This is a genomic window from Enterobacter cloacae complex sp. I1M (genome assembly GCF_014982425.1).
GTDB classification, from domain to species: domain Bacteria; phylum Pseudomonadota; class Gammaproteobacteria; order Enterobacterales; family Enterobacteriaceae; genus Enterobacter; species Enterobacter intestinihominis.
Genome location: NZ_JADCLG010000017.1, coordinates 77,350 through 100,264, shown reverse-complemented (window position 1 = coordinate 100,264; position 22,915 = coordinate 77,350). Strand labels below are relative to the sequence as shown.

The following is a 22,915-nucleotide window of genomic DNA, read 5'->3' as shown; positions in this document are numbered from 1 at the left end:
CCCTGGTATGGCGTTAGTTCTTAATATTGGGCTTGGGCGGTACATGAGGCCGCATATTTCCGCCTGCAGCTGGGGCATCATGCCGGGTCTCAGTCGGGGCATGATAACCTGCCTGCTGGCGCTGAACAGGATGCGTCAACGGAACTGTTTTTCCTGACGATGCGTTGAAATGCGGGATGTATTGAATGGTCCCGTTAACGAAGGATTTATCCCCTCTGATCTCAACTTTCTCACCACTCTTCTCACCACAGATGTGCAGCGCCATAGCGATGTTTTTACCCTTCTCTGCCGGTGCATCGGCAACCTCAATAAGCAAACCACGATCAAGCAATACAGGGTTGCCACCGGAGCTATATACAACGGCACCGTCGCGGTTAACCTGTGTTTCATAACCACGAATTTGAGCAGGACGGATATCATCAGCAACAGAGTTGAGGATGATGTTGCCGGAGATGGCTGCCGTGCGATTGTTTCGCTTCTCCCGATATGCCCAGCCACGAAGTTGCGAGATAGCAGCAGCATCATGTTTGGTGGCCTGCATCTCTACCCATGCTCGATACGATAACGGTCGGGAACCTGGCATCTCTTTAAGAGCTTTACGCTCTTCTCGGATTTGCAAACGCAAAGCGGCCATATCTTTCATTTTTTCGACTTCCAGCGCGCGGAACATCAGCTTACGAAGCAGAGGATCACGCTGTGAAATTCGGACATTATTTTTCCGGATACGATAGCTTGCTGACAATTCACGGAAACGTGTTCTTACGGTGTCGGCCGAAATTCCGGGGCGAACAAAAGCAGTTTTATACGCTTTATAACGCGCAATTAAATCCTGACGAGCTGCGGCACGCTGAACACGGCGTTCAGCGCGGGCGCCCTTATCACGACGATGAAGACGACCGTTGTACTGGGTTTGAATATCTACCGTGCTCAGCAAACGTTCTCTGCCCACGTGATCAGTTTCACGATGAATCGTGGCAGGAATGAATTTACCGATTAATTCCTGCTGACTGTCCAGGGTAAGTTCAGGATGGAGATCGCTGGCCTTGATAGGTGCCTGGGTATCGCTCCCCAAATCATAAATAGCCAGGCCCTGACCTTTAGGACGTAGCTCGAGTCCAGCTGAAACTAATACGTTATGAACATCATCCCAGGTGTAGTCTGGCTGAAGAAACACTTCATCAATTTTTACGCGGCAATTATCTACAGCATAAGAAAACAGGCTTTCTTTATCACCAAAGTGCTCCAGCTGGCGCGCAGCTGAAGGCGCAGATTTATAGAAGCTGCGGTTACGGACGATCGCGCCGTCTTCGTTAACTTTGTATGGACCATTATCATGTTTCCATCCGTTCTTCAGCTCGAGCTCACGGCAGCAGCGGTCCAGGGTGAAGTGATCGTTATACAATGAGGCAGCTTTATAGCTCACCGGGTTAATACGGTTCACCGTCAGATGGCAATGCAAATTATCAGTATCATCATGAATAGCGAAGACATACTGATGCCCTTCCATACCCATACGCTTCAGACAATGGCGAGCCGAATCAAAAATCTGATCTGGAGTAGGTCGCTCGGATTCCGGCCAGGACAGAATGACGTGATATACAGGGTCGTTACAGCGGGTGTTTTGCATGGCAACCATATCCATTTCAGTGGATGCCGTGGCCAGAGAGAAGCAGTTGGTTTCACAGATGACTTTATCGCAACGCACCTGCTGGCGTCCGTCCGGGAACGTTGCGATAACATCCTGTGAATCGGGTAGTGCATTACGCGTTGCATACCCTACCAGGTCGTTGAAAATCTTGTCCTCAGAACGGGACTTACGGACAAAGGGTTTTTCAGGCGATAGCGTTTCGCTCATCTCAACATCATCACGCAGGATGGTATATGAGACGAGTTGAACAAAGCTTGATTTACCATCACGACGGCGTTCAGCCACTACCGCAAGCATTTTAGTCCTCTGTATTGTTCAGGCTGTCAGCCCTGAATTTCATTAACGTCTTCTGCAACTGAGCCAGTGTCTCGGCAAACTGCTTACTCAGCTCTGGAGTCATCATTCCCTGCTTTTGCATCTCTGTATAAAGATGCTTTTGCAGGCCCCCCAGTTTAAGGATTTCATTCATCTGCCGGGTGTCACCTTTTGCGACAATACGTCTTCCGAGAGCAGCTCGCCGCAAAAACTCACCTGTTGAGATGCCAGCAGCTTTGGCACTTTCCTGTATCTGCGCTTTCTCTTCAGGGTAACAACGAACGCTGCCCAGCAACGCTGATCGCTGGCGTCTTTCACTCTTACTCATTCTCAATCCTTGCACGGCCTTACAGGCTGGCACGATTAATAGGGTGTCGGGACGGAGTCCTGACCAGGGCGTTTTGTGGGACCGTCTGCGTGCAGGCGGTGCTACAAAACATACCCTGTCCCACGTTTGGACCTAGTTTTATGTTCCTGAGCTGAAGTATATGTGATTTCGGCTTCGCCGTCACTGGCTTACGCCAGGAAAAACATTGGTTTGCCACTCTGACAGGCGAAAAGGTATACTCCTGCCTGAATAATTTCGTTGTGTAGGAAGGAAACATTGAATGTCTGATAAAAAATGGTATAGCGAAGAAGATATTGTACTGGCTAAAGATGCGCTTAGTGAGCTCCCGGATCTTTCAAAGAAACGCCTTACTAAAAATGACGTTCTTGAGCAGCTGCGTGACCAGATTATCGAGCTGTCAGAGAAAAAAGGTTATAGCATCGAGGATATACGGGATGCGCTTTCTACGGCTGGTATCCCAACCAGCGTGAAAGCAATTCGGGAAATACTGAATAGCAAAAAGAAACCCACAAACCGTGCAAGCAAATCCAGAAAAAATTCTCAGTCTGAAAGTACGCAAGATTCAATGAACAAAACTGCCTGACCTAACCAGGGTAGCCCCTGGGGGCGGACGGGTGAAAGGTAAACGCTACGAATGTGGCGATTACCTTTCGGCGGGCGGGGGTGATCAGTTTGTTCAGGTTCAACACCTGAACAAACTGAAAGGGCAAAAAAAGGCGGGGAATTATCCCCACCTGATTAAGATTAGGCTTTAAGCTCCTTCATTTTTTCGGCCATTTCCCACAGCGCGCGGTTCAGCTTTACGTCACCGTCAATTCCATTAACGGGGCGGGTACGCTGGAATTTTCCTTTTGCGGTTTTACCCCATACGCCGCCTTTCGTCATGTTCTCCTGAACGCGCTGATAAGTTGTCCAGAGGTCATCACTTTTGTCTTCATTACGGCGCGCCTGAAGAACATCATCAGGCACTAGCGGGATATGTTTCCCGACACCTTTATCATCATATTTCCAGTTAAGTGCTATTTCAGCAAAGATACGCTGCTCATCCTTACTCAGGCTGATTTCCTTCATCTCACTGCGTGATTCTTTCACACCGTCGAAAATTTCAAGAACCTCATACGCGCCCTCGATCACCTGCCCGACAACGTCACCTTTGTGCGGTACGCGAATCTCTCCAAAGGTTTTTCCGCAAACCATTCCGTTCATGCAAACGAAGCGGAACATGCCAGGAATCATTTGATAGCTGCTGCTACCATCGTGGCTGTTGAGGAGAATAATTTCTGGCACCTCTTCACCTGCAATTTCTCCCTCACGACGCAGGCGCAACATATGTTTGGTATGTTCGCGCTTGCCGATATCACGCGTTCTCGTCTGACAGGCAAAGAAAGGCTGAAAACCTTCTTTCCTCAGATTGTCCAGCAAAGTGATGGTTGGGATGTACGTATAACGCTCACTGCGTGATTCATGTTTTTCCTCTGAAAATACGCTTGGTACGAAGCGCATAAGTTCATCATTGGTCAATGCACGCTCTTTACGGATAACGTTCGCGGTACGGAAAGATGAAGATAAACGGGCCATGATGATTCTCCTCTGGATTGAAAATTAACTTTCTTCTGGCGTGAACTTTTTGATGGTGATTCACCATCGCGGAGCGCCGTTGCCGTGATGAAATGACCGGTCCGGACCATAAGTGGCTAATACAAGGGGGCAACCGGAGGCCGCAGCGCAAGCGAACGACCAGAGGGAGAGAGTGCGAACGGGTGAGGATTGCAGGCTTCAGCCTTTCCCCTTGTATTCGTCACGGGCCGGGCCAGTGTCTTTCACGGCAAAGGTGATTCGTGATGAGTCCGTGAACTAAAAAGAGAAACGCCAGAAAGAAGTGGCGGGCTATGCCCGTTTCCTTTCGGGAGCCGTCTTGCGGCGACTGTGGGGGCGGCGCAGGCAAAGCCTGCTGCAAGCCCCTGCGCCGATGGTTGGAGGTATGCCCGGCATGTAGCCGGGCAGAGAGTTACCAGTCAAAGGTTGGTGCACCTTCTATTTCTTCACCTACAGATGAGAAATGAATCATGCTTATATCTGCCTGACGTATGGCTCGGGCTATTAATGCCCGTGTCGTTCTGGAAATTCCGAGACGCCTCAACCTGATAAGCGGGTCGTAAACAGCATCAAGGCGTAATAAGTGCCCCACACCTGAATTTAAGATCCACCCGCTATCCTCATCGCTCGAACTCAAATTCTCTAACAATGTGTTGTCAGCTTCCGTGATATGGGATGTGCTGCACTCCAGTACAGGCCGCAACATCATTCGGGGTAGCTGCACTCGCGCGCCCCAGTTCAGCGCATCGGTAACGTCGTTCCATGCCCATTCCTCATTATCAGGAACGGGCAGCGTCAGCAGGCGGAACGGCACCCCCATACTTCTGGCAAGGATTTCGCCTAATTCGATTACCGGATCGTCACGTTCCCCCAGATCACAACAGGCAATAAATTCACCATCAAGATAGACAGCTTCATCACCGTTATCGAGCTGAATAGCGGTTACACCTCGCGGCGCATTCTGGAGATAATATTTTGGCATTTCTGAATTCTCGGATATGTGGTTTAAAAGCCGCCCCGTTACGGGGCGGCGTCTGTCATGCGCTTACACGGGTTTGTTCCGTTGAGGTGAGGAAGTGCCCCAGCTCTGCGCAACTCATAGCCGGAATACGAACGGGTTTATGGCGGCGTTCTGCGCGTACCACAATTTTCCCTAGTGCCTGAATACGGCGTGCGATCACGTCAGCAGGAATGATCTCGGCGGGCTTACGCTTGTGAGGACGCTTGTTTTTGTTATTTACAATGTAATCACGGCATGCAATGATAAAGCGGTCTTTCATGATGTATCTCCATCTGAGACAGTTAGTTATCCGGTCTGCTCCAACAGACCGGGGTGAATGAGCAGAGCTTTTAGCTCTGCTTTTTTATTTCTGCTTTGCGTACACCTCCTGCTCTATTCGTTGAATAATTTCGCTATGTTTCATGCTCACACGGTCACGAAAACGGAAGTAGCGGCCACGGTAATAGGCGTAAATATCGGTCACGTCCTCCGCGTGCATCTCAGCTAGTTTGAATGACTGATCGTCTCCTTTTCCGTACCAGTCGATAGGCGGCATAACCTCAAGCTGGTCGTTAAAAATTTCCGCAGTGATTTCTTCAACTGGTTTACGCGCGGCTTCACGGATCATTTCAATTGCTTCATTACGGGAAACCAGTACGTACTGTTCGCCCTGCATGTTAAGAACATCCAGCGGCTGTTTACCGTAGCGAGTCACGAACTGCTTACCGTCGTGAATGGCGTCCTCAAAAAACAACTGCCCTTTCGGGTAAAAAACCATATCGTCCATAACTTTCTCCTCGTTGGTTGCCTCCGGCTCCCTTCTGGCGTTTCCCTTTTATTTCCGTTTTCGGAAGCGGGGAGCCTGGGGCCGTGACTTCAGACCGCCCCGGCCGTCCGGGCCAGAAACAAGGGCGATGCAGGAAGCCGCAGCGCAAGCGAGCGACCAAAGGGAGTGAGTGCGAACGGGTGAGTGCAGCGGGCTTTAGCCTTACCTTGTTTATGGACCAGGACGGGGCAGCGTCTGTCACGGCCACAGGAGCACCGCGATGTGAGGTAAAAGGGAGGCGCCAGATGAGCCGGGCTTTAGTCCGGCTTCCTTTGCGGCCGCAACGCGGCCAGTGAAGCGGCTGCTGCCGTGAGGCAGCTGCAAGCGTGGTTTTCAGGCATCGCTTGCTATCCGTAAGGACGGAGACGCGTGCGGCTCCGCGGAGCGCGGTGGACACTCTGGCCACCACGCGGAGTGCAGGCGACGACCCGGCTACGACGGGGAGCCGAAGGTGACCAGAGTTTCGCCCTTAGTCCTGGTTTTCTGTCTTTGAGATCATCTACCAGCGACTAACGCCGTTCCGGCACAGATCCTGGTAAAACTGGATCACAACCTGACGTGGAACTTGGTCCGGAATACCATTTTATGACAAGTAACTTGTTGAACTTTCGAGCCAAAAATTTTCGTAGCTTGTGATATTGGTTGCAGAAAACCCTTTTTATAACTCTGTTTAAACGTTAAAATAAGTGCAATTTCTGCACTTTTTCGAGAGAATTATGAACGGCTTTGAGTTGCGCCTCTGGCGAAGAGGAATGATGTGGAGCATGGATCGTGCAGCTGAAGAGCTGGGTGTGAGCTTGCGAACCTACAAGGATTATGAAAATTCGCCGAACTTAAAGCGCAGTGTCGCCCTGGCTACCGTGACATTATCGCTCCGGGAACAAATGAGCCATCACGCCCGGAACCAGACAAGTGGAGAAGATCTGCGCTTTATGATTCGCGCAATGATAGCTGATACCTTGCGCAGCAGCTGAAGGTGGGCACTGAATCCCCGGCGCTCGATGCGCTGGGGATTCAGCAGGGCAGCAGATTCAGGCGTCACGCTCATCATCATGATGCATCGCAGCAACCGGCAGCAATCCCGAAAAATCAATGCTCATACGGTCGCACAGGTGCATCAGGTTCGCCAGCAGATCCACCATGATGGTTTCGACAGGCTCCCCATCGCGGGCCTGTCCCGTTCTCCTCGCGAAGATACATAACACTTCCGCAGCCAGTGCTGATCGTTCAGCATTATTCATCTCTGCGCCCTCTACCGGCTCAGCCTCTATTATCAGCGAGACCAGCTCAGGAATTGACGCAGCTGTTTGTGGTTGTTCGTTATTCATTGGTGACTCCGGCAATCATCGCTTTAAGGTGCTGTTCCTGCTGTGTAACGGTCATTTCGCCATTCATCAGCACCTGGGCAAACCAACTTGTTCCCTTTAACAGAACATATTGGTTCGCATCACCCTGCGCCCGGATTTGTAGCGTCTGATTTTCCTCCGCGGCATGAATGAGCGCCAGCGCCACCTCAATGCAGGGCAGTAACATAGCGGAATCCGTACCTTCTTCCGGGTTGTCGAAAATCAGGTCGGTTTCACAGTTGATATTGTCCTCAAGCCAGCGGGCAAGTATTTCAAGGCCTTCCGATACTGCTAATTTTTTTGTCATGATGATTTCCTTTCATGCCCGGCCAGCTGGCCGGGCTTTTTTATCAGTCGATTGCACGGAAAATCTGGCTGCGTTCCGGATGTTTGATGATGCTGACATAGTCCTTAAGCGCATCCTGTCGATCGACAAGCCCCTGACACGTCATTGCATACTCTTCACCCATTTCGAATAACTTGCATGAGAGGAAATTGAGCACAAAAAGCGTTGCGATGATCCCCACAGCATCCGCAGAAACTTCCTCGTCAAAGTAGTTACCGGGGATGGTCAGGCGATATGTGCCATCAGGCGGCGTGATATACCCGGTAGGGCGGGTTGTGGCAATTTCCGTCCATCCTCCGATCTGGCCAGTAATGCCACGGGGAACCTCAAAGTATCGCCACTTGCCACCGTCATAATTGCTGTGTCGTTGCAGGAAGTTAGCAGCCATCTGATCGCCAAGCGGAGAGGCAAACAGACGGGGGATGAAATTCAGGCGCTGGCGCGGGTGTGTAATTTCAATGCTTGTAACCTGTTCAGTCTGGGCAGTAGTGGTGGATGCGTTCATTTTTATCTCCTTCGGCTTCTTTCTGGCGTCCCCTTTTTCCGGTTCCGGAAGGCGGGGAGCACGTTGCTGTGACACATGACCGCCCCGGCCGCCCGGGCCAGAAACAAGGGCGATGCAGGAAGCCGCAGCGCAAGCGAGCGACCAAAGGGAGTGAGTGCGAACGGGTGAGTGCAGCGGGCTTTAGCCTTACCTTGTTTATGGACCAGGACGGGGCAGCGTCAGTCACAGCAAAAGTGAACACCGCTGAATGCAGAGGAAGGAGATGCCGGGAGAAGCCGGTTCACCGGCTTTCCTCAGCGGCCGCCACCGGCGGCCAGTGAAAGCGGCGCTGCCGGCACGGCAGCTGCGAGCGCTGGGCTCAAAATCGGAGGTCAGGAAAAGTAAAAGGGACTGCCCGATTGCTCAGACAGTCCCTTCAAAAAGGCGCTTCAGGTGCAGAACGCAACACTATCAGCCTGAAAAGCGGGGGGTTACCCCCCCGCTCCAGGTTCCTACTTACCAGATTCGTAAGCCAGAGTTGCAGCAACCTCCCTGTTTCCATCCTTTAGCCGGAGCTCGCACAGGCGGGACCGGGTCAGGAGCGTGAATATCAGCAGTGTGAGACACACGATCAGTACACACCAGATTACAGGTTGTTGCGGCAATTTCATGGCTTGCTTCTCCTTGCACTAGGCACGGTAAGAGGCTATCCTGATGGTGTCGAATCATGCAGGGGCCTCGGTTAATGAAAATTAACTGGGGCTTTTGTCTTTCTGCCACACGACACCCAAACCACTGAAACATCATGAGGCAAAAAGCCTCAAGCGCCACGGTCATTATACCGCCATTAGTACCATTCTGACCAGGAATAACCGTTGAAAACCACGGTAATTCAGCGACCTGCATACTCCAGTTTATTCGGCACATAAAGCTTTTCCTGCGCCCGGATCACTTCGGGTGTTTCCCTGACAATCGCTGCCAGACTCAGGACGATTGCGGCTATGCTATCGTGGCTGTAGCGCAGCCAGTCCAGCTCCCGCAGGGAAGGAAAGCGAGCCTGCCAGCGCCAGAACATGCCCAGCCATTCAGCCTCTTCCAGCTCCTGATGCCGCTTATTCCACTGACAGAATGTGTCAGGACTCTGGAAGTTCAGGTCAATGGCGGCCAGCTGCACAACACGGTGATACTGTATTGCTGCCTGCTCGCGCTGCCGTTCCCGCTGGCGACGCGTTTTCACACTGTACTTATGACCGCTGAGACTGGCCCGCTGCCGGGCACGCTCCATCTGCTGAAATTCCACTTCCGGGAATAACCAGTGCCGTATCGAACTGCATAAAGGTGTGGGACAGTATTGCCCCCGCGTCCTGATCAGGGTATCAAACGCCATTTCATAGTCACTCAGTGTTGCCAGCCTCTCGCGGGGGTCCCAGATAATGCCGGTGACAGCGCGAAGCGCTTTTCCGGAAACCTTTCCGCGTCCCGTCAGGCGACGGAAAAAGGCCGAGGCATAGGGATATAAGCTGAACCACCGTTCACTGGCCCCGCTCTCCACATCATCGATCGCCTGTATTGCAGCCTGACGTTCGGGATTAAGTGGCACCAGAGACAGGTGGTTCGGGATACTGCCGCCCGTTCGGGCGGCCTCCTTCCTGTTTACTGTTGCCCGGGCTGTGGGAACTGTTCGCTCATCCACGCCCGCAGACGGCGCATGTTGGAAAATACGGGTTTCATTGACGTCTCTGACAGGGCAAGGCGTTCCGGTAGTGCGGATTTCAGCATTGCCAGATCGAGCTTTTTTTCCTCTGCCACCTTTGCGACTTTTTCAGCCATCTCTGCAACCTGTTCATCGCTGACGTCCTCATCAAAAGAAGGGCGCAACCAGGCGTGAGGATGTTCCGTACTCATGCCAAACACGTTCAGTAGCTTTTCGGCAGCGCGGTTCTGGGCCGGTGTATCGCATTTGACGGTATCGGTCTCCGGATCAACACATACGCCGTACCACTCCGCGTGTGCAAAAGGCTGAAGAGCTTCAATACAGGCTGTTGTCCTATGATTGAGCATTTCAGCAATGGCTCCGGCATCATGATTTTCAAGCATCATGGCAGTGGCGATGCCGATGGCGTTGACCATAACGCCGTGAGTACCGATATGACGCGTGCGATACATTGGAGGACCGATATTCTCTGCCAGCCATTCCCAGTGCAGCGCAACGCTCCACGCCTTCCAGAGGAGCAATGCGTCATTGCGCAGCGCATCGGTAATTTCATCACCTGCCCGCAGACCAAACATTTTGCGGGTCGCATCGTGAAGCGCCTTAAAACTGATTAGCAGAAAACTTTTGGCTGGCACAACGTTATGCTCATAGTCTACGCGGCCGCGTAGCGCAGGTGTGTCACTGGCAATCTGGCGAACCAGAGCGTTAAGAGGATCTTTGTGATTGTAGGCCATAGAAATAGCCGTTGCCGGTTTGCTGGCATTGTTATTGATATCGGAGAAAAACTGCTGGCGCGTCTCAAGAGGAAGCCCCACAGTGAGCAGTAGTGTGATGGTATCCGGAGAATCTTTACGCGCGCTGATATAATCAATGATGCCGCGTGAACGGGTCTGTCCGTCAAATAAACGGATATCCGCATCCATCGAGATGAAAAGCGTTCCCAGACCGCCCTTAACTCCCGCCGCCTCTTCAAAACGAACCACCCCGTCGATGTTACCAACCAGCGTCGGCACGATATAGTCCGTTTTCAGGTCATAGCCGGTCGTCAGATAGCGATTGATCCTTTTAGCGCGGCCCAGATGAACCTCGCGCTGAGAACGGGACATCACATCACCGGCGTCATCAAACGCCATAATACGCTTCAGCATGTTCATCGGTGTGCACAACATGTACTGCACGCGTCCACCCTGCTGGCATTGAATAGCCGGGAACTCAAAGAAAAATTCGTGGGTCTGGTTTGTCATCGTGGCCTCCTTCGGCTTCTTTCTGGCGTCCCCTTTTTCCGGTTCCGGAAGGCGGGGAGCACGTTGCTGTGACACCTGACCGCCCCGGCCGCCCGGGCCAGAAACAAGGGCGATGCAGGAAGCCGCAGCGCAAGCGAGCGACCAAAGGGAGGGAGTGCGAACGGGTGAGTGCAGCGGGCTTTAGCCTTACCTTGTTTATGGACCAGGACGGGGCAGCGTCAGTCACAGCAAAAGTGAACACCGCTAAATGCAGAGGAAGGAGATGCCGGGAGAAGCCGGTTCACCGGCTTTCCTCAGCGGCCGCCACCGGCGGCCAGTGAAAGCGGCGCTGCCGGCACGGCAGCTGCAGGCGCCGTAGTTCAGGCATCGCTTGCTATCCGGCAGGACGGAGACGCCTGCGGCTCCGCGTAGCGCGATGGACATACTGGCCATCACGCGAAGTGCAGGCGACGACCCGGCCCCGACGGGGAGCCGAAGCGTGCCCAAAGTCACCTTGAATAAAGTGCAGAAATTGCACTTTTTAAGCACGAGGAAATTTCAAACCCTGAGTTTTGAACTTGCTCTGATGCTTATCAGATCCTCAAAATAATTTATTGGTGGGTCGGGGAACTGCGCCGCAGGCGCGGTCGCCCTGCCACTGCAGGTGGAACCTGCAGAAGGTTTTTCTGCCGTACTGGCAGCGTTATTCACACTACCAGTAGGCAATAACCCGGACATGCTGTGGATAAATCGGTGCAGGGCGTATATTTACTGCCACGCCCTGATATGTTCAATATTTAACCGCCAAAGTGTGTGATGTTGTTTACCAGCCACTCAGGCCCGATCACGTCAGAGTAACCATCTTCGTCCTCTTCCGCATACCATAAACTGTCATCAATAAGCTCAACCATAGCGCCAGCCTCATACTCCCGGTACCCGCAAAAATCGCAACCGGCCTCGCTATACCAGTGCTTTACTGTGCAGTTCCAGCGCGCCGAAAGGGCTTCCATTACGCTCTCTTCAGGTGGTGCCCATGCGGTATCGGTATCGATCTGCAGGATGCCCTCCCCTGCCCACATTTCATAACGGTTTGCTGCAGGCCACTTCGTGCCGTACTGGATCGAGTAGAAGTGAAAGGTACTGGATACGCCTTCAAGTAGCTTTCCGTTAAATCCGTTTATTTCAGCTGCGAGGCGAGTAGGCAGCAGCATTCGCAAATCAAGCGTATCGCCCTCCGGTTCCTCACAAAGCCCGTTAAAGATATCCTCCGGGCTTCCCCCTCTCATGTAATATCCGCCCCAGTCATAGCTTTTTGCGCGGATCATTCCCTCCACTCGCGTTTTTTCCGTTAAGGTCAGACTCTCCCACTTCAGTTCTTCCAGCCCGCACGCCCTGTAGCACCGGTCAATCGTCTCGCAGTTTTCTTCACTGAGGGGGATATCTGCTTTAAGCATCTCTGTCCACTCACTGAATGCACGTCCTGCCAGTGACTCCTCACACCCGTTTGATACCAGCTCCGGATATGCTGGATAGTCCACTTCTACCGCAGGCTTAAGACGTCCTGCCACGCCAGCAATAAACATCCGCAGGCTCTGCTGAATAGCTCGCTTATGGAACGGGAATAACGTTCCGTTAATCCATGCTTCTATGTCGCCCTGCAGGCTGAGAGGCGCAGTGATTTCGATTCGGTTTGCACACCAGTTAGGCATGTGTATATCTCCCATATTGGTCAGTGGATACGGCTGTCGCCGTGACCACGAACCAGACCGGGCTTCAAAACGGGTGCAACAAGGGCGACACCAAAGCCGCAGCGCAAAGACTTTCCTGGCTGAATGCACAGGAAAGTCTGCGAACGGGTGAAGGTGACGGCGTCAGCTTCCCTTGTGGAGGCCGTGGCCCGGGCTAAGGTCTGGTCACGGCGTCAGCCCGACCGGAGTGAGAGACAAAATGTGTTTTTCGCCGGTACGGCGATCAATGTGCGGCCGTCAGGGCGCATCCTTTCTGTACCGTCAGCTTCCTGCTCAATGCAGGTAGCTGACGGCAGGTGCTGAACGGGGCCTGGAGTCTGGCCCCTGCAATCAGGCTGCTGACAGGAAACTGCTAAACGCCTGGGCCTGGGCGCGTATTTCCGCACGGGCCTCACCGGCAAGATAATTAATCTCATCAAGCGGTACCCATTTTCTGACCGGCTCATCGGGGCGAATAACAACGCCACTCGTCCAGCATTGCGCCATGATCGTGCCATTGCACTTCACATTAAAACGCAGGGTCAGTACCCGGGCGCGCTGCTCAAAAATCAGTTTCAGAAACTCTTTCAGCACCTCGTCCTCTACATCGCTATAACCGAACTCTGCAGGGTCGAGAGCTACGGCATTCAACTCAATGTATTGCGTGCGGCGGCAGAACAGCTCTTCTTCAAAATGTTCCGGGTGCGTCGCCTCCGTTACCTTATAGCCGCGCACTTTCACACTCTGGCAAACAGCCCGGTACTGCTTGTCCAGGGCGGCAATGAGATCCTGCTCATGCGAAGAGGCAGTATCGGGAAAACCTGATGCTGTAATCACCGCTTCACCGGTATAGGGATACCAGCGCCCGTTGTGCGTCAGTCTGATACTGGTGCCCCATCTGATGACAGCCTTCTGCAGTTCGTCCGCGCGCGACTTACTCAACAGGCCTTCCGCATGCAGCTGTGGGATGATGCGATGGAGATCTTCTGCTGACAGGTAGCCGGTAAAGATTACGCCATCGCCCAGGCTATGGTGGAGACTGTAGTCCAGTTGAAGATGCGGCCAGCTGCGTGCAGACAGTTCTTCTTTAGCCAGGGTATGGATCAGTGCATCGGTAAGCGTGTGGTACAGCATATTGAGTTTCCTTCTGGTGTTACCTTCCCCTTGAACCGGCCGGGAAGTGATGGCCGTAACAACCTCGCGAGACGGGGTACAAGGAGACGTGTCAATAACCCGAGTGAGGCCGCAGCGCCGCGTTGAAGACGCGGTGACCGGGGGAGTAAGGGGCTGTTGATACGTCTACGCACCGGCTCAGCGTGCGTTGCGGCCGGAATGTCCGGCCATGCAGGAAGGAAACGCCAGAAGGACGAGGATTAGCCCGTAGGGCTTTAAAAAATGCGCCCGCCAGGGCGCTGCATTATTCAGCCGGCGCAAAACGCGGACAGGTTTGAAAATAACCGTTTGCATCTTCCAGTCCAGGCCAGTGTCCGGCAGTATGATTCTGACATACGCTGTCATGCCCGGGGCTGTACCATAGATGCCTGCAGAAGGCGCACAGATCATCATCTGAGACTGAGCGGGAAAAGATCAGTTGCTCTGCCGGTGGCTCGCGGAATATCACGCCGGAAACAATCGGGATCGGTTGCATCAAAATATATCTCCCCTTTACCTCCCGGTTTCCCGGGAGGCTGCATTTTAAAATTTACGCCTGCCAAAACTTGCGGTGATTTCTCGTTCATTCGCGATATGTTTGCGTGCTTTCTGCATCAGTTCTGCTACATGTTCGCGGTTCAGCCAGTGTCTGACAGGTGTGTCCGGGCGGACTACGCAGACCTGCGGTAAACGGTGCTCACATACACGCAGCATGCCGAACTGGCGCCATACAACGAGGCCTATCGTCATTACCTCCGCTCCGTAAACGAGGATCTCAGTAAGCCATGCCTGCAGTAGTTGCTCTCCGGGATACATTGATGCCGGTATGTCGTACCAGGCTTCTGCCGCGACAATGAAATGCCGTGTTTCGCGTTCAAAAATATGGGCGCCGTCGTAGCGCGCGCCTGTCTGTTGCAGGATAGTTTCGGCATCACGCCTGAATGTGTCGCCCATAACCCACAGCTCGTCCTGCAGCGCTAATGTCAGATAGTCCTGGCAAATCTTCTCCGGTTCAGGAATGCCAGCCACTTTTACGTCTACAGAAATCTCGATGTAACCGATCTGCACGTAAACCTCAGCCGTAATGTCGTTTTCACGGCAAAGCGCCTGCAGGGACTTCACAGCACCCTTAGCAAGCCGCCCACGTTCTGCCAGGTGTGGTACCAGCTCGATCAGAACAGCCGCGCTTACAGTACCTTTCAGCGTTATTTGCTTGCCACATTCCGGGATATCCATACCGAGCGCCGGCCAGTTGTTTTCTGCAAGGATCTGGCGGCCCCGGGCCGCCGTCAGAAGGGAATAAAGATTCACAGGATCACCTCTCCGTCCCGGACGCCGGCAGCAAAGGCGGAAGCATCTTCAGGGCAGTTAAAGTCGTAACGCAGTCCCTTTGGATGGCTCCCGGAAAATACATCCACATAGAAACAACCCTCACGGCCGAAGAGACCCGCCCAGTCAGGATCGCCTTTCACCCCCTGATAGGTGGTGACAATGTCAAAATGCGAAAGCGCTGCGGCAAACTCAGGGGAAGAAACCAGCAGTCTGTTAGTGAGCGACTGCAGCAGGTTGGTAATAATCTGACGATCGGTCATTATTTTCTCCTTCTGGACGAATAAATTTTTTCTTCTGGCGTCCTCCTTTTAGGAGGCTGGTCGTTGTCTCCCGCCATGAGCGACGGACAGCAACGTGCCTTCAGGCAAAAGTCATGCCCCGGATGCAAAGCCGCAGCGCAAGCGATCGACCATAGGGAGAACGCGCGAACGGGTGCAGCAAACGGCGGCTTGACTTATGCCGGCACGGTGCAACCGTCTTAGCCATGGCAGGAGATAACGAGTGCAGAGAAAGAGGACACAGAACGTTTTTTATCCGGAACAGGCCCGCTTCAGCGGGCATCCTTTACGGCCAGACCGTCAGTCTGGCCAGATTAAGACCGGGGCCAGCGCCCCGGTCCTTCTTAGTCCCCGAGCAACGCTCGCATGTTGTTTAAGGTTGACCAGAGTTCAAGCCGATCACGCCAGCCGCCCAGATACCACAAGGGAGTCCGGTAAGTTCTCTGCGTTTTAAGGGTCAGCGTATTCGCAATGCTTACTTCCGCCGGGATACCCAGGTAGGAGAGCTGCAGATAGCACATGTGTACCGCGACGGGGGAAATATCGTTGCAGCTGACAAATAGTTGTTTCTGAGGATTAAGGCCTTTTTCAAACATTGCTTCAGCAAAGGCGATGACCATGCTGCCGGCGCCAACCGCTGGCTCATGAAACGTAATGAACGGCGCACTATCCAGCTGGCCGAACAGTTCATCCGTCGTCAGGCGTGCCATCAGGCTGGATAAGTAGTACGGGGTAAAAAACTGGCCCATTTCCGCCGAAGCTATCTCGAGTTCGGAGAAGATCTGCCCCAGAAAGTCCCCAGGCTGGCAATCCAGAGCTGCCGCCATACACCCCAGCAATCGGGACATGTTAAGGAGATCATCTTTTTTATAGCGGCGCGCCAGGTTCAGGTATTCATCTTCCAGAGCCTCAGACCGCAGAAACACGTTCTGTACGGCCAGGGCGCCCATTTCCGCGAAATCGCGGAATACTTCATAACGGTTGTGATACCGCGCAGTGTCCCGGAAGAGGGTTATAAACTCACGGCGATAATGCTCATAGCCGCTTTTACCGGCGTGCTTTGGATGATGGGAGATATTGTGCGCAGGCAGGTTAAGTGTCAGTTGGCTCATTCTGGCGTTCCTTTTTAGCCGGCGGTCTGCGTTGTGCTTCCGCCATACCGCACACGACGCAACGTGCCTTAAGGAAAAAATCACGCTCCGGCGCAAGGCCGCAGCGCAAATGACTGACCAGAGGGAAGGAATGCGAACGGGCGCCGCGGTCGGTGGCTTGAATTTTTCCGGCACGATGCGACGATTAAGCGGTGTGGGGGTAGCAACTCAGAGATAGCTGGTTAAACAGGAAGACGGGTTGAGGCGGCTTATTACGCCGCCAGTGATGGAGACTTAACGGAGATCGTGATCCTTGTCGAGCAGTCCAAGGCGAACCATATAGGCGAGAACAGATTCCGGGCGTCGCTGATACTCCCTTGCAAACTCTTCAACATCGAGCATGCCCGCCTCGGCCAGGGCGATCAGGCGTTGTTTCTCCTCCTCGTCCCATTTCGCGCCGTGGCGCGGATACTGCTGCTTATAGCCTGCGCCAGGCGAAGAACGACGCGTAAGCTCCTCACGCAGCTGACCCAGGGTCATGTTTTCCAGGCCATCGACCACATTCAGGGATTCGAGCTCACGAGCCGTTTTGAGGAACTGGCGGACAAGCTTTCCGTGTTCCCGCAGATCAGACATTGTTTCCCGTCCCGCCGAACATGCTCCGGGCATTATTTCGGGTTTCGTCATCAGGCGATACCGAATCGCTCATCTGCTCTTGAGACTGAGGGGCCGCGATTACTGCCTCTCGCGCCCTGCCCTGCAGCAGAGCCTCGGTTTCGCGTGGGTAAACGGCTTTAAGCAGCTGCAGCAGGTCATCAAATGACGTATCGCGGTTAAGCAGCTCGCTGAAGAGGAACGGCAGCCGTTCATCCTGCTTGCCAAATGCAAAGCCGGTAAGCAGCGCGGCGCGCCATAAACGCCCCCTGTCCCCCTGAGGCGTTTCGTCCGTTTTCTGGCAGACAAAGCGGTCCGCTTCGTTAGTTTCAGGATTCAGGTAAAACGTAATTTTGCGTCGCGTATCCATGGTTTTTATCCAATAAGGTACATACCGTTAACGAGGTCGAACTGAGACGTACTGGTTTTGTAGAAACGTTCTTCCCTGACTGCACAGTGTTTTTTTACTGCCTCTGCAATGAGTTCGGCGCCACCGCCAATGACCATTACATGCGAGTATCCCTCAAAGCGACTGACAGCTTCAATAACCCTGTTAACAAGCCGGCTGTGAGCCGATGTCATTGCTTCACAAACAAGATCGATGCGTGAGGTATCGTTAATACGTGACGCCAGGTAGGCCGCATCATTACGGTGAATGATGATATCGTCGGCCAGATAGCTGCTTCCCTTCGTGCGAGCCAGCGAAAGTGCGTCTCTTACGGCACCGGTCATCAGAGAGACTCCCAGCGTGGAATCGCCGTAAATACGCGATATTCCGCGCATTTTGCCCATCACCTGAGAAATATCGAGCGTCGTTCCGCCCAGGTCAACGATCAGCAGTGAATCAAGCTCGTTGAGGTTTTTAACGACTTCGAAACCAGCCGGGATGGATTCTGGCATCACGTCAACATGACGAACAGAGAAGGTTTTCCCCCCATTGAGTTCGACCGGCCGCAGCAGGTTTGTTTTCTTACGTTGAATGTTTGCTTCGTTGGGCTGGTTGTTCTTGTCGTAATACTCCGCCAGCGGCAGTGTGACAACGATATCTACTTCGCACGGCTCAATACCGCTGTTGAGAAGCGCATGATGAACAGCAACAACGTTCACATCGCTGTATTGCCACGCAACGTTAGTCGTCACAACCGCCTCTGGGCTGATCGGGTCGAAAGAATACTGCTCCCCGTTCAGTTGATAGTTGAACGCCTGCTGAGAACCGAACGCCACAGCCCATTCACGTTTGAAGCTGTTAGGACTGATTGACTGCCTGACCTGTCCGGCTTCGTTCCACTGCAGTTTGATATTGGTAGAGCCGTCATCAATGAAAATTTTCATACCTTTCACCTTGGAATAGTTTGGATTGAAACGAGCACAAACAAAAACAATATAGAGAACTATTGGAGAACAATATGAGAATTATACAAATCACGGACACAATAACAACCCTGAAAGAGAAATATTTGAGAACTATTTGAGAACTAAAAGGGAGGAGATAGGGATTGAAGCTATTCATACGCTAGCTATTTGCGCCTAAAAATCAGCCGGTTGAAATAAAGGGACCGAGAATAGCTTGCTTAAAACTGGGTTCATAAAAATAATACTGTATATATAAACAGTAATAAGGAGGGGTATAAAATGGTCAATATCAGCTTTATCGCACCGGCAGAATCACCAGATAAAATGCAGCTGCCGTTATTCGCCGATCTCGCCTCATGTGGTTTCCCTTCACCTGCAGCTGACTATGTCGAGTCCGATCTGGATCTCCATGACTACTGCATACGGCATCCAAGCGCGACTTACTACCTTCGCGCAAGTGGAGACAGCATGGCCGACGGCAGCCTGTACAATGGCGATCTGCTGGTTGTGGACAGTGCCGAGAAGCCCCGGCATGGCGATATTGTGGTGGCCAGCGTGCAGGGGGAATTTACGGTTAAACGGTTGCTACTGACGCCACGACTGACGCTGCAGCCCATGAACGCGGCCTGGTCGCCAATTTATCCCGACCCGGACGATCTGGATATCTTTGGCGTCGTCACGCACATCATTCACCGTCCCCGGGAGATGTACTGATGTTTGCCCTGGCCGATGTGAACAGCTTTTATGCCAGCTGCGAACGTGTTTTCCGCCCGGATTTGAAAGGAAAGCCGGTTGTGGTGCTCAGTAATAACGATGGCTGCGTAATCGCAAGAAGTGCCGAGGCAAAGCCCTGGATCAAAATGGGCACGCCGTGGTTTCAGATGAAAAACGAGAGATACCCGGAAAAAATATACGCGTTCTCAAGCAACTATGAACTTTATGCATCGATGTCGGCGCGCGTGATGAACTGCCTGGAGGAGCTGGCCCCCAGGGTGGAACAGTATTCGATTGACGAGATGTTCCTCGATCTGACCGGCGTGGAGCATTGCATGGACCTGGAGGACTTCGGCCGGCAGCTGCGCCGGCACGTGTATGACTGTACCCGTCTTACCATTGGCGTGGGCGCCGGACCGACGAAAACACTCGCAAAATCAGCCCAGTGGGCCTCAAAGGAATGGAAACAGTTTCGTGGTGTGCTCGCCCTGACCCGGGGGAATCCACAGCGAACGCGGAAGCTGCTTTCACTGCAGCCGGTCGAAGAGATCTGGGGCGTGGGGAACCGTATTGCACGCAAGCTCAATGTTCTGGGCATCAAAACCGCGCTCGATCTGGCCCTGACGAACCCGGCCTTTATCCGCAAAAATTTCTCCGTCGTTCTCGAGCGAACAGTACGCGAATTGAACGGGGAAAGCTGCATGTCGCTTGAAGAAGCCCCGCCAACAAAGCAGCAGATCGTCTGCAGCCGTAGCTTCGGCGAGAAGGTCACTGAATACGATTCGCTGCGGCAGGCTGTCTGTCAGTACGCAGAGCGGGCCTCAGAAAAACTGCGTAAAGAGCGGCAGTATTGCCGGCATATTTCCGTTTTCATTAAAACGTCCCCTTTTGCCGTTAAAGAGCCTTACTACGGCAACGTGGCCACGGAGAAACTGCTTACCCCCACTCAGGACACCCGGGACATTATTGCGGCCGCTACAACGGCTCTGGAGCGTATCTGGAAGGATGGGCACCGGTATGCCAAAGCCGGTGTGATGCTGAATGACTTCACCTGCTCCGGCGTTTCGCAGCTGCAGCTGTTCGACGAACGTCCGCCACGTCCTCACAGCGCTGAGCTGATGAAGGTTCTTGATGGCATTAATCATTCTGGCCTGGGACAGGTCTGGTTTGCAGGACGAGGGATTGCACCATCCTGGCAGATGAAACGCGATATGCTCTCCCCTGCTTACACTACCCGCTGGAAAGATATCCCCATTGCGAGGATCAGTTAAATTTCGCCTTTCAGAGAGCCAGTAGTGCTCGCCGCAGCGAACGACAGGGCGCAGCCCGCGAGTGAGCGAGGAAGCACCAGGGAGCCTGAAGCCTTTTAAAGCACCTTACGCTCTTAAGTTGTATAGATTCTATAATGAGTTATCCACATATCCTTTGAGTAGATCCAATAACTTATCCTAATTTACCCGAATAGATCCAAACTGATCCCTTTTGCTGCAAAGCCTTTGTCTACGGGCTTCTTAGCGTTTTCTGGTGTGTCGTAGTGGGAGAAAGGTGTTTCGAAGCGGGAAAAAGGTGTGTCAAAACGGGGAAAGGGTGGGTAGAATCGGGAAAAATGGTGTGTCGAAACGGGAACGAATAAATAATTCAGGCACATATCGATCATATACTGGAATGGATATAACTATATGAATGAAAACGTTTTTATCGGAGAGGTTATAGGTCCAGATTGTGAAAGTGTTAACAATAAGCTCACAGTAACTAGTAAGGCAACAGTTCAGCCTGTAGCCCTGATGAGATTAAATGTTTTTGTTCCCTCAAGCAGACCTGCAAAAGGAGCCAGAACATCAATAGATGCGACCTCTGTTCTCAAGGATTTGGAATTCTCAAGGCGAGAGGGCTACGACGATATTCGTATTACCGGCGAACGGTTGAGTATGGCCATCGACTTCAAGGTATGGGTCGGTATCATTGAAGCTTTTAGTAAGTACGGTTTAAAAACGAACAGCATTAAACTTACTTTTCATGAGTTTGCAGGAATGTGTCGCTTTGAGTCTAAGAGATTCGATTCTCGTCTTAGGAAAAGTATTTCAGAAGCTTTAACCAGGATACGTGGCAAGACCATTACCTTTAACCGCAGCGGGTCAGAGGGCCTTCAAAAAGTTTCCGTGACAGGTTTGCTTAAGACTGGTGAATTGGATTTTGCAAACGACCAAGTGGAACTTGAAGCTGATCAGCGTCTATGGGAACTCTACCAGACTGATTACACTGTATTGCTTCGACATAAGCCTATAAACGCTTTAACTCGCAAGGAAGCTGCTCAGGCCCTGTATACTTTCATCGAAAGCCTGCCTACGAACCCAGTCCCTATATCTTTCAAACGAATACGTGACAGGCTCTCACTGCTCTCTCCAGTAAAGGAACAGAACCGTATCATTAAACTGGCCCTTAAGCAGTTACAAGATATTGGGTATCTTGACCACAGCATCACAAAAAAAGGTAAAGAGACTTTCGTTCTGATACACAGTCGCTCCGCAAATCTGAAACCAGGATCAGCTGTATAAGGTGTGTCAATACGGGAAAGCGACTCGATTAAGGTGTGTTGAAACGGGAGGTCTTATATCAAACGTCTTGATAGGTGTGTTGTAGCGGGAATCCTCCTCTTAAACGTCTTAATAGGTGTGTTGTAACGGGAGGATTACTCGTTAAGTGCTTTTTTCACTGCTGTACATTCCCACTTCAACACACCTTTTGGATACAAGTGAGAAGCTATCCCGCTTCAACACACCTTTATCCCAAATTGCCTCACCCTGCCCCACTTCGACACACCGAATCTGCAAAGACTTCCCATTACGATCCACTTTTTGCTTCCCGGGGCCATTTCTTTCGTTAAGTGCGGCTGAGGTATAGCCCATACTTCAGTACATGCTGTACAAGTAATGCATAAAATCATGCTTACCATCACATAGCAATCATTGTGATATGGTTTTAATATTAAAATACAATCATAAAGATATCATCACACTGTTAATTTTACTCATCCAAGACTTGACTTAGATGAGATGCACTTACTACTATGTTGATAGTTTTTTAATATTAAAAAGAGATGAAAATGATACTAACGATTGCCAATACGAAAGGAGGAGTAGGTAAATCTACTCTCGCGGTTAACATCGCAGTTGCAAGAGCTCGGCAAGGCAGAAAAGTATGGTTAGTTGATGGTGATAAACAAGGGTCTTCTCAAACAGCTATCCTGGTTCGTTCAGAAGACGGGGTTGAACCAGGTATTGCTTGCTCGCATTACCCAGAAGGCCCGGTGTTAAGGAGCCAGGTTCTCCAACAGAAAGATAACTTTGACGATATCATCATCGAATGTGGAGGCCGTGATTCCACTGCAATGAGAGCTGCTCTGACAATCACAGACGTCCTTTTAGTTCCTTCAGCGCCTGGAAGTTTCGAAGCCTGGGCCATGGATGCCAACGCCGATCTAATCAAAGAAGCGCGAAGTATCAGAGATGGCTTGGTCTGTTATTCGCTTTTGAACAAAGCAGATACTCAAGCCAGATCCTCCGACAACAGAGATATGCTGGAAATGATGGAAGAGTACAAAGAGGACATCCCAATCCTAGACAAAATCATCTATCAAAGAAAAGTTTATGCCAATGCTGCGGGCAGTGGGAGAACCGTAAGTGAGCTGAAATTACGTTCGCATGAAAAGATTGCAGTGCAAGAATTAGATGCTCTCATATCAATGCTATTTAAATAGTCAAATGCAA

General features: G+C 52.0%; 25 protein-coding genes and 1 pseudogene. 6 read left to right on the top strand and 20 right to left on the bottom strand.

The features are described from left to right. Window positions 1–13 precede the first annotated feature (13 nt). Together traI and mobA are read right to left on the bottom strand one after the other, a co-directional pair. Window positions 14–1,945 (bottom strand): TraI/MobA(P) family conjugative relaxase, encoded by a 1,932-nt coding sequence (gene traI, locus INF86_RS10970; protein WP_193543532.1) that lies wholly within the window; start codon window positions 1,943–1,945, stop codon window positions 14–16. Window position 1,946: 1 nt separating this feature from the next. Continuing rightward, window positions 1,947–2,291 (bottom strand): plasmid mobilization protein MobA, encoded by a 345-nt coding sequence (mobA, locus tag INF86_RS10965; protein ID WP_043139551.1) that lies wholly within the window; start codon window positions 2,289–2,291, stop codon window positions 1,947–1,949. Between the two features lie 280 nt (window positions 2,292–2,571). Between mobA and INF86_RS10960 the strand changes: the two genes are divergently transcribed. Continuing rightward, window positions 2,572–2,895 (top strand): hypothetical protein, encoded by a 324-nt coding sequence (locus INF86_RS10960; protein ID WP_063434117.1) that lies wholly within the window; start codon window positions 2,572–2,574, stop codon window positions 2,893–2,895. 161 nt (window positions 2,896–3,056) lie between these two features. On the opposite strand, the gene INF86_RS10955 is transcribed toward INF86_RS10960, so the two are convergent. The 4 genes from INF86_RS10955 to INF86_RS10940 all read right to left on the bottom strand — a co-directional run bounded on the left by INF86_RS10955 (window position 3,057) and on the right by INF86_RS10940 (window position 5,695). Further along, entirely contained in the window at window positions 3,057–3,890 is an 834-nt protein-coding gene (locus tag INF86_RS10955; RefSeq protein WP_043139558.1) for a DUF932 domain-containing protein, read from the bottom strand. A 430-nt stretch (window positions 3,891–4,320) separates the two neighbouring features. Beyond that, the gene (locus tag INF86_RS10950) at window positions 4,321–4,890 is read right to left on the bottom strand and encodes a DUF5983 family protein (RefSeq protein ID WP_193543531.1); all 570 of its coding nucleotides are present in this window, start codon (window positions 4,888–4,890) and stop codon (window positions 4,321–4,323) included. 55 nt (window positions 4,891–4,945) lie between these two features. Beyond that, window positions 4,946–5,188, bottom strand: a complete 243-nt coding sequence (locus INF86_RS10945) for a hypothetical protein (RefSeq protein WP_004131756.1) — start codon at window positions 5,186–5,188, stop codon at window positions 4,946–4,948. Window positions 5,189–5,272: 84 nt separating this feature from the next. Then, window positions 5,273–5,695, bottom strand: a complete 423-nt coding sequence (locus tag INF86_RS10940; protein ID WP_023321894.1) for a hypothetical protein — start codon at window positions 5,693–5,695, stop codon at window positions 5,273–5,275. Between the two features lie 755 nt (window positions 5,696–6,450). Between INF86_RS10940 and INF86_RS10935 the strand changes: the two genes are divergently transcribed. After that, a complete protein-coding gene (locus tag INF86_RS10935) occupies window positions 6,451–6,708 on the top strand; it encodes a helix-turn-helix transcriptional regulator (protein WP_193543530.1) in 258 nt (85 codons plus the stop codon). 57 nt (window positions 6,709–6,765) lie between these two features. Here INF86_RS10935 and INF86_RS10930 read toward each other — a convergent pair whose 3' ends face one another. From INF86_RS10930 to INF86_RS10865, 14 genes and pseudogenes are all read right to left on the bottom strand, one after another. Beyond that, window positions 6,766–7,062, bottom strand: a complete 297-nt coding sequence (locus INF86_RS10930) for a hypothetical protein (protein WP_193543529.1) — start codon at window positions 7,060–7,062, stop codon at window positions 6,766–6,768. 136 nt (window positions 7,063–7,198) lie between these two features. Continuing rightward, window positions 7,199–7,387: pseudogene (locus INF86_RS22435) on the bottom strand (hypothetical protein); the annotation flags it as partial. A 43-nt stretch (window positions 7,388–7,430) separates the two neighbouring features. Continuing rightward, a complete protein-coding gene (locus tag INF86_RS10920; protein ID WP_118284090.1) occupies window positions 7,431–7,931 on the bottom strand; it encodes an antirestriction protein in 501 nt (166 codons plus the stop codon). A 491-nt stretch (window positions 7,932–8,422) separates the two neighbouring features. Further along, entirely contained in the window at window positions 8,423–8,581 is a 159-nt protein-coding gene (locus INF86_RS10915; RefSeq protein WP_032727168.1) for a type I toxin-antitoxin system Hok family toxin, read from the bottom strand. A 221-nt stretch (window positions 8,582–8,802) separates the two neighbouring features. Further along, window positions 8,803–9,603 (bottom strand): plasmid SOS inhibition protein A, encoded by an 801-nt coding sequence (locus INF86_RS10910; RefSeq protein ID WP_254925940.1) that lies wholly within the window; start codon window positions 9,601–9,603, stop codon window positions 8,803–8,805. Beyond that, entirely contained in the window at window positions 9,564–10,868 is a 1,305-nt protein-coding gene (locus INF86_RS10905) for a DGQHR domain-containing protein (RefSeq protein WP_193543528.1), read from the bottom strand. The genes INF86_RS10910 and INF86_RS10905 overlap by 40 nt, the downstream gene beginning before the upstream one ends. Window positions 10,869–11,644: 776 nt before the next feature. Continuing rightward, window positions 11,645–12,556, bottom strand: coding sequence for a DUF1281 domain-containing protein (locus INF86_RS10900; RefSeq protein ID WP_193543527.1), 912 nt, complete (start codon window positions 12,554–12,556; stop codon window positions 11,645–11,647). A 369-nt stretch (window positions 12,557–12,925) separates the two neighbouring features. Continuing rightward, on the bottom strand, window positions 12,926–13,708 hold the full coding sequence (locus INF86_RS10895; protein ID WP_193543526.1) for a hypothetical protein: 783 nt from the start codon (window positions 13,706–13,708) through the stop codon (window positions 12,926–12,928). A gap of 561 nt (window positions 13,709–14,269) precedes the next feature. Further along, window positions 14,270–15,037, bottom strand: a complete 768-nt coding sequence (locus INF86_RS10890; RefSeq protein ID WP_193543525.1) for a hypothetical protein — start codon at window positions 15,035–15,037, stop codon at window positions 14,270–14,272. Further along, on the bottom strand, window positions 15,034–15,318 hold the full coding sequence (locus INF86_RS10885; protein WP_052977991.1) for a hypothetical protein: 285 nt from the start codon (window positions 15,316–15,318) through the stop codon (window positions 15,034–15,036). The genes INF86_RS10890 and INF86_RS10885 overlap by 4 nt, the downstream gene beginning before the upstream one ends. A 362-nt stretch (window positions 15,319–15,680) precedes the next feature. Further along, on the bottom strand, window positions 15,681–16,448 hold the full coding sequence (locus INF86_RS10880) for an N-6 DNA methylase (RefSeq protein WP_023321982.1): 768 nt from the start codon (window positions 16,446–16,448) through the stop codon (window positions 15,681–15,683). 273 nt (window positions 16,449–16,721) lie between these two features. Beyond that, entirely contained in the window at window positions 16,722–17,063 is a 342-nt protein-coding gene (locus tag INF86_RS10875; protein WP_193543524.1) for a hypothetical protein, read from the bottom strand. Beyond that, entirely contained in the window at window positions 17,056–17,451 is a 396-nt protein-coding gene (locus INF86_RS10870) for a plasmid partitioning/stability family protein (RefSeq protein ID WP_118284100.1), read from the bottom strand. Before INF86_RS10870 ends, INF86_RS10875 begins: the two co-directional genes overlap by 8 nt. A 5-nt stretch (window positions 17,452–17,456) precedes the next feature. Continuing rightward, window positions 17,457–18,413 (bottom strand): plasmid segregation protein ParM, encoded by a 957-nt coding sequence (locus INF86_RS10865; RefSeq protein WP_043135399.1) that lies wholly within the window; start codon window positions 18,411–18,413, stop codon window positions 17,457–17,459. Window positions 18,414–18,758: 345 nt separating this feature from the next. Here INF86_RS10865 and umuD point away from each other — a divergent pair, with 345 nt between their 5' ends. The 4 genes from umuD to INF86_RS10845 all read left to right on the top strand — a co-directional run bounded on the left by umuD (window position 18,759) and on the right by INF86_RS10845 (window position 22,905). Beyond that, window positions 18,759–19,148, top strand: coding sequence for a translesion error-prone DNA polymerase V autoproteolytic subunit (gene umuD / locus INF86_RS10860; protein ID WP_113228135.1), 390 nt, complete (start codon window positions 18,759–18,761; stop codon window positions 19,146–19,148). Beyond that, a complete protein-coding gene (locus INF86_RS10855) occupies window positions 19,148–20,419 on the top strand; it encodes a Y-family DNA polymerase (protein WP_063434129.1) in 1,272 nt (423 codons plus the stop codon). Before umuD ends, INF86_RS10855 begins: the two co-directional genes overlap by 1 nt. Before the next feature lie 408 nt (window positions 20,420–20,827). After that, complete coding sequence (locus tag INF86_RS10850; protein ID WP_063434130.1) at window positions 20,828–21,703, top strand: RepB family plasmid replication initiator protein; 876 nt, start codon at window positions 20,828–20,830, stop codon at window positions 21,701–21,703. A gap of 548 nt (window positions 21,704–22,251) precedes the next feature. Further along, window positions 22,252–22,905 (top strand): AAA family ATPase, encoded by a 654-nt coding sequence (locus tag INF86_RS10845; protein WP_023321975.1) that lies wholly within the window; start codon window positions 22,252–22,254, stop codon window positions 22,903–22,905. Window positions 22,906–22,915: the final 10 nt, after the last annotated feature.